We start from the raw sequence: 13,006 nt of genomic DNA, 5'->3' as shown, positions 1-13,006 counted from the left end.
GAGCATGCCCCTCATTATGGCCACTGCAGCCGTCATCCACGAACGTCCCGACCAGGAGATCGCGCGCCGCGGCATCAACCCCTGGGTGATCGCGCTGACGGTAACGCTGGCGACCTTCATGGAGCTGCTCGATACCTCCATCGCCAACGTCTCTCTGCCGTATATTGCCGGTGGTCTGGGCCGTTCGTTCGACGAGGTGACCTGGATTCTGACGACGTACCTCGTCGCGAACGCGGTCGTGCTGCCGATGAGCGCGTGGCTCTCGCGCGTCTTCGGCCGCAAGAACTACTACATGGCCTGCGTGGCGCTGTTTACCATCACGTCGTTCTTCTGCGGCGTCGCGCCGACGCTGGGCGTCATGCTGATGGCGCGGGTGCTGCAGGGCATCGGCGGCGGCGGCCTCGCGCCGGTCGAGCAGGCGATCCTGGTCGATACCTTCCCGCCGGAGAAGCGCGCCTCGGCCTTCGCGCTGTACACGGTCGCGATCGTCACGGCGCCGGCGATCGGGCCGGTGCTGGGCGGCTGGATTACGGATAACTACAACTGGCGCTGGGTGTTCCTGATCAACATCCCCATTGGAGCGATCTCGCTCTGGCTGACGAACAAGTTCGTGCAGGATCCGGCGTCCTTCGCCGAGGAGCGCAAGACGGTGCGTGGCGCGGATGGCAAGCTGCGCGTCGACGGCATCGGCATCGCGCTGATCGGCATCGGGTCGGCGGCGCTCGAGATGCTGCTCGACCGCGGACAGATCGACGACTGGTTCGGCTCGTCGTTCATCGTGTGGATGTTCGTCATCGGCATCGGCTGCATGACGGCGGCGGTCCTGTGGGAGCTGCACCATCCGGACCCGGTCATCGACCTGCGTCTGCTGCAGACGCGCAACTTCGTCATCGGATGCGTCTTTTACTTTATCTTCGGCTTCGGCCTGTTCGCGTCGACGACGATGATTCCGCAACTTCTGCAGTCGCTCTATGGCTACCGCGCCATCGACGCGGGACTGGTGCTTGGGCCGGGCGCGTTCGTCATTACGCTGCTGGCGCCGATAGGCGCGCAACTCGTGCAGCGCAAAATCGTCAAGCCCAAGGTGCTGATGTTCGGCGCGGTCATGGTCGTCGGCATCTCGTTCATTCACTACAGCCACTTCAACCTGGACACGGACTACGCGCACTACGCCTGGGCGCGCGCGTTGCAGGGGCTTGGGTATGCGTTCTTCTTCGTGCCGTTGTCGGTGATCTCGCTTTCGCAGTTGAAGCCGAACCAGAACAACCGCGCCAGTTCGCTGACGAACTTCTTCCGCAACTGGGGCGGCAGCTTCGGCGTGGCGTTCGTTACGACGATGTCCGAGCGCCGGCAGAACTTCCACCAGTCGGTGATGGGGGCGAACCTCGCGCCCAGCTCCGGCCCGCTGCACGACGCGGTGCAGCAGACGGCGGCGTACCTGCAGGTACACGGCTTCTCGAAGGTCGACGCGATGAGCGCCGCGTACCTGCGCTACTACAACCAGCTCGAATCGCAGACGAAGCTGCTGGCGTTTATGGACTGCTTCCATGTGCTGGGTGTCGTGACGCTGGTCGCGGCGCCGCTGGTGCTCTTTACCGCGAGCTTCAAACTCGGCGGCAAGCTGCCGGAAGGGCACTGAGAACACTACGGCTTGGCGGGGCGCATCGAGGCGACGATGGCGTTGATCTCAGGCTGCGTGATGGCCGGGTGCGCCGCGCCCTTCGACGTGGCGAGAATGATCTCGTAGTGCCGGTCGTGTTCGTCGAAGAGATGGAGTGTGACTGTGAACGGCTCCTGCTCAGGATCGCCGGACTGAAAGCCGCGGTATCCATTGCCTTCGACGCGATAGAGAACCGTATCTTTCGGATGGACTAAGTTCGACTTCTCCATCAGCAACAGAAACGTTCTTCTGTTCTTTCCCGGTGTCCACCACCATCTTGCGTCGGCGCGGCTCGTCTGAAAAGATGCCGCCGCCGACTCATAGCCGGTTGTCGCGAAGGGGCCTAGCTGCGCCGGGTCGAGAATCATCACACTGCCTCCGCCAGCGAAGGCAAGGATTTCGAGGGAGCGGAAGTGTCTCTCCTTTGCGGACTCCTTCCACGGAACCTGAAAGGAAATACCGTAGCGTTCGATCCGCGGACCTTCAAGTTGGGCGACGCGACGGTCTACGAGAGGTTTGGGAAGAAGGTCGAGGCCAGGCTCATCCTGTGCAAGCTCCTGGACAAGATGCCATGCTTCGATCTCCGACGCGATATACCCGCCGACGGTCAGGAGGATGACGCAGGCGAGGACGCCGATGATCGCGGCGCGGACCGTTCGAGCGATCTTTCGCTTTGGCTTGGGTTCGTCCACGCACCGTCCTCGCATAGATGATATCCCGCTGTTCATGCTATGCAATTTTTGCGGAATCGGACATCCCACGGCTTCCATCTTCTGCATCCAACAGCGCAGGAGATATACCGATGAAACAGCTTCCCTGGATCCTTGCCGGCGGCGCTTTGGCCGCCGCAGTCTACCTCTTGGTCAACGGCATTACCGCGCCGCAGTATGCGACTGGCGCGGACTCGGTCGAAGACGCCGCGCACAAGACCTTTGGCTGGGGCTCGAAGCAGCGGGCCACAGGTCTTGGAACGAACGTCGTCGGCAAGGTCAAAGAAGGCTTTGGCCGCGTCACCGGAGACCAGGATCTGGCGGACGAGGGTGTTGCGGATCAGGCTATCGGCACAATCAAGGACGCAGCCGGCCAGCTCGCGCATGCGGCAGGCGAGACCCTGCACGATCTGAACCGGTAACCCAGATTTGCCGATATCATGCTTGCACCTGCGAATAGTTAGGTGCATCATATTGAAAGTAGTAGGCCTCCAGACTGGTTGCCGCCGATCTGGAGGGTTAGGTTAGAACACCAGCACTACGATGATGACCGTAGCAGTAAGAACCAACGCGGTGACGGTAACAACGAGTGTTCCCGGCAACGTGATCGATCCGTGAGCTTTAGCCGTTCCCAATAGGCTCATGATCCAGTCTCCTTTCTTTACGGAAACGCCCCGGAGCTCTCAACTCCGGGGCGTTCTCTATTCGCCCAAGGCGAATCTCTGAAAGTTCCCGGTTTTGTGCCCTGTGCGCAGCAACCCAGAAAGAAGACTTCGGTAGTACTGCATGAAAAAAGCCTCCCGATTCGGGAGGCTTTTTGCGTTGCAGCGGCAAAGTTAGTGGCCTTTATAAGGCACGAACAGATCGGGGTAAAGCTCCTTCAGCGCCGCCGTCTTGGGCACATCGCAGATCTGGATGTAGGAGTCGCCTGGGTTCTTGGTCGCGTAGTCCTGGTGATAGTCTTCCGCGTCGAAGAACTTCCTCAGCGGCGTCACCTCGGTGACGATCTTGCCGTGGAAGACGTGCGCGGCGTCGAGCTGCGCGATATAGGCCTCGGCGATCTTCTTCTGCTGGTCCGTCCGGTAGAAGATGGCCGACCTGTAGCTGGGGCCGACGTCGTTGCCCTGCCGGTTCAGTTGCGTGGGGTCGTGCGCGACCGAGAAGAAGATGCGCAGCAGCGTGCCGTAGGTGATCTTCGACGGGTCGTAGACCACCTCGACCGACTCCGCGTGACCGGTGCGTTCGGTCGTCACCTGGTCGTAGGTCGCGGTGGCGGCCGATCCGCCGGCGTATCCGGCCGTGGTCGTCTTCACGCCCTTGACGCGCTGAAAGACCGACTGCGTCCCCCAGAAACAGCCGCCGGCGAAGACCGCGGTCTCGCGGCCGGACTTGGCGGCGAGCGTATCGTCGGTTGCCGCGACGGGGATGGGCACGCCGACGCCGGTGGCGGCGGAGACCCGACTGCATCCGACGAACAGGACGGCGACGAGAGCGAGCGATGCGAACAAAACGGAAGAGCGGAACATAGATTTCAACGCCTCTGAGAATTAGACGCAAGGTGGTTACAGCCGGATGTGGCGCCCTGGCTTAGACTCGACCCAGCGCATCCAACTTCAGAGTATCCCACACGCAAGCTCACCCGGAGAACGCCTGCCCGATGACTTTTCCGCACATCACGCACCGCTGGTTTCTGGCGATCTTTTTGTTTTGCACAGCCATCGTCGTCGCCAACCTGGCGCACTACATCGTCTTCCGCATCCTCCGCCGCAGGGAGGCGAAGGGAGCGGGCGAAGTGGGAGAGTTCCATGCGGGTTGGGGCATCCAGACGCATCTGGCGCATCCGGCACGGGCTATCTTTCTGATTACATGCCTCTTCGCCGTGCTGCCCAGCGTGCCGCGCCTGCCGGACGACCTGGAGGACGGCATCCGTCAAGGGCTCATCATGGCGACCATCGTCTGCCTCGGCTGGTTCGCCATCGGCAGCGTATACGTCGCGCAGACCGTGCTGCTGCGCCGCTACGACCTGCACGAAGAGAACAACATCCAGGCGCGGCGCATCCACACGCAGTTCCAGCTCTTCCGCCGGATGGTTATCTCATTCATCGTGGTCGTCACCATCGGCGCGCTGCTGTGGAGCTTCCACGATCCCCGTATCTGGCACTACGGCACGGGGCTGCTGGCGTCGGCGGGCGTCGCGTCGCTGGTGCTCGCGACGGCGGCGAAGTCGACCGCCGCGAACATTCTCGCCGGCCTGCAGATCGCGCTCACCGAACCGATTCGGCTGGACGACGTCGTCATCGTGCAGGGCGAGTGGGGCCGGGTCGAGGAGATCACGACCGCCTACGTCGTCATCCGCATCTGGGACCAGCGCCGATTGATCGTGCCGCTCAGCTACTTCATCGAGAACTCGTTCCAGAACTGGACGCGCGAGTCGGCCGAGATCATGGGCACATCGTTTCTGTATGTCGACTACACCGTCCCGGTGCCGGAGTTGCGCGCGCAGTTGGACGTCATCGTCAAGGCGTCGAAGCTGTGGGACGGGCGGGTCTGCGGCCTGCAGGTGACCAACCTGAGCGAGAAGACGATGGAGCTCCGCTGCCTGATGAGCAGCCGAAACGCCAGCGAGAGCTTCGACCTGCGGTGCCTGGTGCGAGAGGAGATGATCGCCTGGATTCGCGAACATTACCCCGCGGCGTTCCCGACCACACGCGTCATCGGCCAGTTCGACGGCAAAAACTCCGCAGGTTAAGGGCATGGCTTCAGCCATGCCGTCCCCACGGCCACGAGTCCGGCTTTAGCCGCTGGGGTACGGTTTCCATTCGAGGTGGCACACGGTAGAGGCGTATCTCCGCGGCTAAAGCCGCGGCGCAGGCAGCCCTTAAGCAAAACGCAGTTCGTGCAGCCTCTTAGCTTCGACTGTTCAGCCGACGATCTTCCCATCCCGCATCTGAATCGTCCGGTCGGCGTAGGCCGCGGCCTCGGGGTTGTGGGTAATCATCAGGATCGTCTGGCCCAGGCGCTTGTTCAGGTCGCGCAGCAGCGTCAGGACGATGTCGGAGTTCTTCGTGTCGAGATTGCCGGTCGGCTCATCGGCCAGCAGGATCGCCGGACCGTTCACGATCGCGCGTGCGATCGCCACGCGCTGCTGCTCGCCGCCCGAGAGTGCGCGCGGCTTATGATCCATGCGCCGTGCGATGCCCAGCATCTCCAGCACTTCCTTGAACTGGTCGTCGAAGTCGAGCGGACGGCCCGCGATGTCGCGGACGATCTGGATGTTCTGCCTGGCCGTAAGGGTGGGCAGCAGGTTGTACTTCTGGAAGACGAAGCCGACCGTACGCTTGCGCAGGTCGGTGCGTTCGGTCGAGTTCATCATCGCCAGGTCGCGGCCGTTGATCTTGACCGTGCCGCTGGTCGGCGGCGCGAGGCCACCGAGGATGTTGAAAAGAGTGGACTTGCCCGAGCCCGAGGTGCCGACGATGGCTAGAAACTGCCCACGCGGCACATCCAGATCGATGCCATTCAGCGCGTGGACGTCGACCTCGCCGGTCCGGTAGGTTTTCATCAGCAGCCGCACCTGGATGATGGGCGCGTTGACCACCGGCGTGTGCAGCGGCTCGAGATTGTCGGTCGAAAGCACGATGTGCTCGCCGGACTCGTTGCGCACGATCTCCGGCTGAAGGTTGGGATTCAGAGACTCACTCATAGCTCAAAGCCTCCGTCGCGTCCTGCCGGACGGCTTTGATCGCGGGTACGACGGTTCCGAGCGCGGCGCCGGCAATGGCGATGGCGGCGGTGATCGGCCACCAGTAGTAGACCGTCTCCTGCACCAGCGAGGCGGGCACGGCATGCTGCATCAGCCACTGCGTCCCATAGGTGAGAAGGATGCCGAAGACGATGCCGATCAGCGCGATCACGAAGGTCTCGCGGAAGAGCATGTTCAGGATGTACGAAGGCCCGGCTCCGCAGGACTTCAGGATGCCGATCTCGCGGGTGCGTTCGAGGATGGCCGTATACATCGCCATGAAGACCACGATGAAGCCCACAATGGCCGCCACGCCGATCACCACGCCGACGAACTGGTCCAGCAGCCCAACGGAGCTGGCCGTCAGGAGCGAGGTAAACTCCTCCATCGTGTAGATCGGGTAGCCGGGCAGAAGCTCCTTCGCCTTATCGACGATCGCCTGCGCGTTGGCCGGATTGTCGGCCTTCAGGTAGATCTGCGACAGCTTACCGGGATTGCCGGTCAGATTCTGCAGCACGTCCACCTTGCAGAGGATGTGGGCGAGCTTGCCCTCTTCGTAGACGCCGCGCACGGTCCAGTCCTGGTTGACCAGCTTCAGGTGGTTGCCGACATGCAGCTTTTTTTGCTTGGCGTAGTGCTCGTCGATCAGGATGTCCTGATCCTGCTGAAACGGGCCGCCGGCGAGAAACTTGAACTTCGCCATCGCGTTCATCGCGGTGAAGTCGACGCCGGTCAGCGTGTCGAGACCGCCCAGCGACTGCACCACGCTGCCGGTCGCGATCGTGACGTGCGGCACCTCGTCCTTCAGCTTCACCAGCAGCTTCTCGCTCATGCCGGCCGAGGTGAGCGAGAGCGCGATGCTCCCTGGCGGCCGGATCAGCACGTCGTTGCCGACGCCGCGCGCCCGGCGGCTGGTCGCATCCAGCGTACCGTGCGAGACGCCGACCAGCGTCAGAATCATGGTGACTTCGACGCCGATGGCAAGGACCGACAGAAAGGTCCGCAGGGGCCGATGGAGGAGGTTGGCGAAGATGAGTTTATTGACCAAGAGCTTCAGTATACCGTTGCCGCGTGAACTTGGGCGATGGCCCGGCGTAACCTTTGGAGTCCTGCCGGGTCTCATCCACGTCCAATGGACATACGTCAATGAGGTAGAGGTGTTGCATGTTCGATGCCAGTTCCAGTAGCAATCCGCAGGCAGCAGGTTTGACCCGCCGCCGCTTCTTCGCCGTCGGCGCGGCAGCCGCGGTCTCGGTCGGCGCGCTTGCGCTGCGCCATCCGGCCGGAGTCGAGGCCAGCGCGGAGGTACACGGCACGCCGGGCGAGGTCACCATCGTCAACTTCACCGACGCCGGCAAGAAGATCGGCAAGGTCACCGTGCCGAAGATCGTGAAGTCGGATGCGGAGTGGCTGCAGCAACTGGGCAAGAACTCCTTCGACATCGCCCGCAAGGCCGACACGGAGATACCTGGCACCGGCGTCAGCCTGAACGAGCACCGCAAGGGCGTCTTCCGCTGCATCTGCTGCGATACGGCGTCGTTCAGCTACGACGCGAAGTTCGACTCGGGCACGGGCTGGCCCAGCTTCTGGGAGCCGATCGCGAAGCAGAACGTGGTCGAACTGACCGATCACTCGATGGGCATGCTGCGGGTGGAGGTGAAGTGCGTCCGCTGCGACGCCCACCTGGGCCATGTCTTCAACGACGGCCCCCAGCCGACCGGCATGCGCTACTGCATGAACTCGGCGTCGCTGCGATTTGCTCCGGCAGAGGCAAAGGCATAAGTCTCGAGCTGTCAGCTCGGTCGCTATAAGCTGACAGCTCTCGAAGACGCCTTCACTGGCCGCTCCACGACACCCTGCCTCGATTGAAGGCGATCTTCGGCAGCTCGAAGCTCTTATCCTGGCGGTAGTCGGCGAGCGTCAAAACCAGCTCCGGTTCGGAGGCGCCGCCAGCCATCTCGTCCAGCGAGACGTACCCCTTGGCGGTCAGTCTGCGCTCGACGGCTTGGAAGGTGTCGAGCTGGACCGTGACAAACTCCGCCAGGCTCTTTTCATATTCGGCGGTTGACGTGGCGGGAATGGTCGTCCCGGCTGGGGCGGCGATGCCGAGCGCCTTATCTGGCGCGGCGCCCAGCATCTGAGAGAGCAACTCGATGCGGACGGCAGCTGTCAAAGGACGCAGGTCGCACGTGGACGTAACCGTGAGGGCAAGGCCCCGAACCATCCGCACCGCGTAGAGCGGATGGAGGCCGCGAACGACCGGGATCGAGATGAACTTGTCGCTCGCAGGCCGCTCCCGCAGGCTGTACTGACCGGCGGCGGGCCAACCCGCTTTGCCTACATTCGAGAACGCGCCGCAGTCGTTGTTCGAACCCATGCCTCCAACGATGGAGTCCACGACGTAGATCGTCGCCGGGATCTTCATGTCGTGCATCAGCCTGGCCGCGAAGGTGGGTGGAGGCTTCAGCGTCAGCATCTGGGCGGAGAAACGCGTCTCCACCCAGTTCGCGGGCTTTGGGTTGGTGAAGATCGCCATCAGCACGGGCTCCTGCTCGGACTGCGAGAGACGAGAGAGCAGCACGGCGGCCTGAGCGGGCAGATCGTCCGCCAGCGCCAGCAGCACTTTGGGCGAGAGCTTGCCGTTGAACTGGATGACGCCGTCGAGCACAGCCGCCATGGCGTCCAGTTCGTTGTGCTGGCGGGTGTCGAGTGGCGGCACGGGATGATCCAGCGCCGGGTGTGGCAGAGGCTCCCAGCGCTCGGCCAGCCCGGTCAACTCGGGTAGGAAGCTTGCGTCTTTCGTTCGGACGGCGTGGAAGGCGCCCCACGCGCGGTCGCGCGGATCGCCGGACTTCAGCAGCGTGGCGATGCGTTCGGGCGTCGGCGCGGCGGTTTCGGAGTACGGGTCTGGCTGCGGGTTTTGCGCCCCCAGCCGCAGGCAGACCAGCAGCAGAAGAGCCAACGCGCAGCAACGCCAGCGGGAGCTTGCAGCCATAAGGAGATTCCTCGGTGACGCGGGCCCTGATTCTAAGGGATAGACCTTCGGCATGAGAAAACGGCTCAAGCCATACCGCAAATTTCGGAAAAGCCGGCCGCATCTGCGACCATATCTCCTATGACCAACGCAACACGGCAGTACCCGCAGGCGCGCAAGGCAGACCAGATCGACACTTACTTCGGCACGCAGGTCGCCGACCCCTACCGCTGGATGGAGGACGTCGACTCCGCCGAGGTGAAGGAGTGGGTCGACGCCGAGAACGCCCTCACCCAGGAGTACCTCGCCGCCGTGCCCCAGCGGGAGAAGATCCATGCGCGGCTGATGGAGCTCTATAACTTCGAGCGCTTCTCGCCGCCGGAGTCCGCCGCCGGACGCTACTTCTACCGGCGCAACTCCGGCCTGCAGAATCAGGCGGTCCTGTATTGGCAAGATGGGCTGGCGGGCGAGCCGCAGGTGTTGCTCGACCCCAACACGCTGGCCGCGGACGGCACCGTCTCGCTCGACTCGACCGCCGTCTCGGATGACGGCGCGCTTCTGGCCTATGCGCTCTCCGAGGCTGGCAGCGATGTGAAGAAGATCCGCGTCCGGCATGTCGCGACCGGCGAGGACCTGCCGGATCTCGTCGAGTGGGTCAAGTTCAGCGGCATCGGCTGGAACAAGCAGGGGACTGGCTTCTACTACTCCAGCTTCGGCGTGCCGAAGACGGAAGAAGAACGCGCCGCCGCGCTGAAGCAGTTGAACGCCTTCCACAAGGTCTACTTCCACAAGCTGGGCACGCCCCAGACTGACGACGTGGTCGTCTTCGAGCGGCCGGACGACGGCGAGGTGCTCTCGAACGGCGGCGTATCGGACGATGGCCGCTGGCTCGTCTTTACCCAGGGCAAGGGCCACACCAACGCGCTCGCCGCGCGCGACCTTACGCAGCCCGACGCGCCGTTGATCCACATCGCGCCGGTCGACGACGCCATCTATAGCTGGCTCGGCAACATCGGCGGCACGGTCTGGCTCCAGACCAACAAGGACGCGCCCAACGGCAAGATCGTGAAGCTCGACATGGAGCGACCGCAGGAGTGGACGACCGTGCTCGCCGAGTCGAAGAACACGCTCGAAAGCGCCGCGCTGGTGCATGACACGATCATCGCGAGCTACCTGGTCGATGCGAAGAGCGAGGTCTCGCTCCACACGCTCGACGGCGAGTTGAAACAGGTGCTCGCATTGCCGGGCATCGGCGCGACGGGCTTCACGGGCGGCAAACTCTCGGATACCGAGACCTTCTTCGTCTTCACCAACTACACTACGCCCGCGACCGTCTACCGGCTCGACATGGAGAGCCTCACCTCGACGGTCTGGAAGGCGCCGAAGCTCGTCTTCGATCCCGCGCTTTATGAGACCGAACAGGTCTTCGCGCCCAGCAGGGACGGCACGCGCGTGCCTCTCTTCCTGACGTACAAGAAAGGCATGAAGCGCGATGGCAGCTCGCCCGCGCTTCTCTATGGATACGGCGGCTTCAGCGTGTCGCTCGGTCCGGCCTACGCAAGTTCGCGCCTTGCGTGGATCGAGATGGGCGGCATCTACGCCGAGGCGATCCTGCGCGGCGGCGGCGAGTACGGCGAGACCTGGCACGAGGCCGGCACGAAGACCAAGAAGCAGAACGTCTTCGACGACTTCATCGGCTGCGCGGAGTACCTGATTCAGAACGGCTACACCACGCCCGCGCGCCTCGCCATCAACGGCGGCTCGAACGGCGGCCTGCTGGTCGCGGCCTGCGAGCAGCAGCGGCCGGAGCTCTTCGGCGCGGCAGTCGCGCAGGTGGGCGTGATGGATATGCTGCGCTTCGACCAGTTCACCATCGGCTACGCGTGGAAGCCGGACTACGGCAGCCCCAGCGAGGTGGAGGAGGAGTTCCGCGCGCTGCTGAAGATCAGCCCCGTCCACAACGTCGTCCAAGGCACACGGTATCCGCCGACCCTGATCACTACGGCCGACCACGACGACCGCGTCTTCCCCGCGCATAGCTTCAAATTTGCCGCGGCCATGCAGGCCGCCGCCGCGCCGGACGCACCGCCCATCCTCATCCGCGTGGAGACCCGCGCCGGACACGGCGGCGGCATGCCGCTCTCGAAGCAGGTGGATGTCACGGCGGATATGTACGCGTTTCTCGTAAAGTCGCTGGGGATGGAATGACGGCTACTGGAGATCTACAACCAAACTGTCGTCATTTCGACCGGAGCGTCGCGGAGTGGAGAAACCTCCGCATTTCGCTTTTTCGGCAAGGCATTGACTTGAAGCAGCGTCAAGATGAGCAAGAACAAGCAACGGCAAATGCCAATGCGGGGGTCTCTCCACTGCGCTGCGCTCCGGTCGAGATGACGAGCGTTTGGGGCAATGTTGCGGGGATTGCGCTAAGGGCATGGCTGAAGGCATGCCCTTAACCAGACCTTGAACCAAGAGCGTCTTCCAATTTCAAATCCCCGAACCCCGTCGAACGAAAAACACATCTAAACTTGTACTGACATGGCGACCGCGAGCACACCCAAGCCGGGCACGACGAACTTCACCCCGAAGCGCCCCCTTGGCTCCGAGAGCAGCTTCGACCGCACGCTCGCCAGCGCCAAGACCTCCATCGCCTTCGTCGAAACCTGGCGCCTGGCGGTCGACAGCTTCCGCGCCAGCAAGGTTCGGTTTCTGCTGACGATGCTCGGCATGGTCATCGGCTCGGCCTCGGTCATTCTCGTCGCGACGCTCGGCCTTACCGGCAAGCAGTACGCGCTCGACCAGCTCACCAGCATCGGCCCCAACAAGATCGAGCTGCAGTACGGCGGCGGCAACATCAGCGGCCCGGACAACACCTCCACGCCCGACTACATGACGCGCGAGGATATGAACGCGGTCGTCGAACAGGTGCCGGGCATTGTCGCCTACTCGCCCATGGCGCAGTTGAACGACAACATCAGCATCGGCAGCGGCATCACCAAGGAGACGATGATCCTCGGCGTCTCGCCGCAGTACCGGATCGTGCGCAATCTCAAGGTGGTCACGGGCCGCTTCTTCGACGACCAGGACAACGCCGGCCATCAGAAGGTCACCGACATCGTCGAGCCCTTCGCCAAGGAACTCTTCGGCAGCTCGGACGCGGCCGTCGGCAAGACGATCACCATCACCGGCATCCCGTTCACCATCATCGGCGTCTTCAAGGAGAGCTTCGACACCTACGGGCAGTCGGAGATCAGCGATCACACGCTGCTCATCCCGTACCCCGTCGCGCGCTACTTCACCGGCAACGACACGCTGAAGGAGATCTTCTTCACCATGAAGGCGCCGGAGATGGTCGTGCCGGCCTCGAAGACCATCCTCGAAATCGTGCGCGGACGCCACCGCGCCACCTCGGTCTATAACGCGCAGGTGCTGACGGCGATGCTCGACCAGCTCGCCAAGATCATGGATATGCTGACCGTCGTGCTGACGCTCGGTTCGCTGATTACGCTCGTCGTCTCGGGCGTAGGCATCATGAACTCGATGCTCGCGAACGTGCAGAGCCGGACACGCGAGATCGGCATCCGCAAGGCGCTCGGCGCGACGGTGTACGAGATTCGGCTGCAGTTCCTGACGGAGGCGGTCTTCCTGTCGCTCGCCGGCGGCGTCGTCGGCACGACGCTGGGGCTGCTGATCCCCATGCTGGTTGGCCTGCTGACGCCGTTCCAGGTGCCGACCAGTACCTTCGGCGCGGTGATGGCGCTGCTCTGTTCGGTCGCGGTCGGGGTGATCTTCGGCACGCTGCCGGCGAATCGCGCGGCCTCGCTCGATCCGGTCGAGACGCTGAAGTACGAATAAGTTCTATCCATTTGCCCAAGGCGCCCGTCATCCTGAACGCAGTGAAGGACCTGCGTCTTGCCCGG

The 13,006-nt window shown here is 63.2% G+C and carries 11 protein-coding genes; 6 read left to right on the top strand and 5 right to left on the bottom strand.

The features are described from left to right. Window positions 1–16: 16 nt before the first annotated feature. Window positions 17–1,639: a DHA2 family efflux MFS transporter permease subunit gene (locus CHB87_RS01125; protein ID WP_089406549.1), complete on the top strand. Its 1,623-nt coding sequence runs from the start codon at window positions 17–19 to the stop codon at window positions 1,637–1,639. A 5-nt stretch (window positions 1,640–1,644) separates the two neighbouring features. On the opposite strand, the gene CHB87_RS01120 is transcribed toward CHB87_RS01125, so the two are convergent. After that, window positions 1,645–2,352 (bottom strand): hypothetical protein, encoded by a 708-nt coding sequence (locus CHB87_RS01120; RefSeq protein ID WP_089406548.1) that lies wholly within the window; start codon window positions 2,350–2,352, stop codon window positions 1,645–1,647. 110 nt (window positions 2,353–2,462) lie between these two features. Here CHB87_RS01120 and CHB87_RS01115 point away from each other — a divergent pair, with 110 nt between their 5' ends. Further along, complete coding sequence (locus tag CHB87_RS01115; protein WP_089406547.1) at window positions 2,463–2,792, top strand: CsbD family protein; 330 nt, start codon at window positions 2,463–2,465, stop codon at window positions 2,790–2,792. A gap of 414 nt (window positions 2,793–3,206) precedes the next feature. Here CHB87_RS01115 and msrA read toward each other — a convergent pair whose 3' ends face one another. Further along, complete coding sequence (gene msrA / locus CHB87_RS01110; RefSeq protein ID WP_089406546.1) at window positions 3,207–3,896, bottom strand: peptide-methionine (S)-S-oxide reductase MsrA; 690 nt, start codon at window positions 3,894–3,896, stop codon at window positions 3,207–3,209. Window positions 3,897–4,027: 131 nt separating this feature from the next. On the opposite strand from msrA, the gene CHB87_RS01105 reads away from it, so the two are divergent. Beyond that, on the top strand, window positions 4,028–5,119 hold the full coding sequence (locus tag CHB87_RS01105) for a mechanosensitive ion channel family protein (RefSeq protein ID WP_089406545.1): 1,092 nt from the start codon (window positions 4,028–4,030) through the stop codon (window positions 5,117–5,119). Window positions 5,120–5,290: 171 nt separating this feature from the next. Here CHB87_RS01105 and CHB87_RS01100 read toward each other — a convergent pair whose 3' ends face one another. Both CHB87_RS01100 and CHB87_RS01095 read right to left on the bottom strand, forming a co-directional pair. After that, window positions 5,291–6,073, bottom strand: a complete 783-nt coding sequence (locus CHB87_RS01100) for an ABC transporter ATP-binding protein (RefSeq protein ID WP_089406544.1) — start codon at window positions 6,071–6,073, stop codon at window positions 5,291–5,293. After that, the gene (locus CHB87_RS01095; RefSeq protein WP_089406543.1) at window positions 6,066–7,160 is read right to left on the bottom strand and encodes an ABC transporter permease; all 1,095 of its coding nucleotides are present in this window, start codon (window positions 7,158–7,160) and stop codon (window positions 6,066–6,068) included. Before CHB87_RS01095 ends, CHB87_RS01100 begins: the two co-directional genes overlap by 8 nt. 116 nt (window positions 7,161–7,276) lie before the next feature. Here CHB87_RS01095 and msrB point away from each other — a divergent pair, with 116 nt between their 5' ends. Continuing rightward, entirely contained in the window at window positions 7,277–7,894 is a 618-nt protein-coding gene (gene msrB, locus CHB87_RS01090; protein ID WP_089406542.1) for a peptide-methionine (R)-S-oxide reductase MsrB, read from the top strand. 52 nt (window positions 7,895–7,946) lie between these two features. Here the strand turns inward: msrB and CHB87_RS01085 are convergent, their stop codons facing one another. Continuing rightward, on the bottom strand, window positions 7,947–9,107 hold the full coding sequence (locus CHB87_RS01085; RefSeq protein ID WP_142988148.1) for a hypothetical protein: 1,161 nt from the start codon (window positions 9,105–9,107) through the stop codon (window positions 7,947–7,949). Between the two features lie 120 nt (window positions 9,108–9,227). On the opposite strand from CHB87_RS01085, the gene CHB87_RS01080 reads away from it, so the two are divergent. After that, window positions 9,228–11,294: a prolyl oligopeptidase family serine peptidase gene (locus CHB87_RS01080; RefSeq protein ID WP_089406540.1), complete on the top strand. Its 2,067-nt coding sequence runs from the start codon at window positions 9,228–9,230 to the stop codon at window positions 11,292–11,294. A 330-nt stretch (window positions 11,295–11,624) separates the two neighbouring features. After that, window positions 11,625–12,941, top strand: coding sequence for an ABC transporter permease (locus CHB87_RS01075; RefSeq protein ID WP_089406539.1), 1,317 nt, complete (start codon window positions 11,625–11,627; stop codon window positions 12,939–12,941). Window positions 12,942–13,006: the final 65 nt, after the last annotated feature.

The organism is Granulicella rosea (assembly GCF_900188085.1).
Taxonomy (GTDB): domain Bacteria; phylum Acidobacteriota; class Terriglobia; order Terriglobales; family Acidobacteriaceae; genus Edaphobacter; species Edaphobacter rosea.
This window is presented reverse-complemented; position numbering and strand designations above follow the sequence as displayed.

Coding starts and splice junctions, on each gene's coding strand:
- msrA (WP_089406546.1), bottom strand. CDS start 3,896: ATGTTCCGCTCTTCCGTTTTGTTCGCATCGCTCGCTCTCGTCGCCGTC.
- CHB87_RS01105 (WP_089406545.1), top strand. CDS start 4,028: ATGACTTTTCCGCACATCACGCACCGCTGGTTTCTGGCGATCTTTTTG.
- CHB87_RS01115 (WP_089406547.1), top strand. CDS start 2,463: ATGAAACAGCTTCCCTGGATCCTTGCCGGCGGCGCTTTGGCCGCCGCA.
- CHB87_RS01125 (WP_089406549.1), top strand. CDS start 17: ATGGCCACTGCAGCCGTCATCCACGAACGTCCCGACCAGGAGATCGCG.
- CHB87_RS01100 (WP_089406544.1), bottom strand. CDS start 6,073: ATGAGTGAGTCTCTGAATCCCAACCTTCAGCCGGAGATCGTGCGCAAC.
- CHB87_RS01075 (WP_089406539.1), top strand. CDS start 11,625: ATGGCGACCGCGAGCACACCCAAGCCGGGCACGACGAACTTCACCCCG.
- CHB87_RS01085 (WP_142988148.1), bottom strand. CDS start 9,107: ATGGCTGCAAGCTCCCGCTGGCGTTGCTGCGCGTTGGCTCTTCTGCTG.
- msrB (WP_089406542.1), top strand. CDS start 7,277: ATGTTCGATGCCAGTTCCAGTAGCAATCCGCAGGCAGCAGGTTTGACC.
- CHB87_RS01080 (WP_089406540.1), top strand. CDS start 9,228: ATGACCAACGCAACACGGCAGTACCCGCAGGCGCGCAAGGCAGACCAG.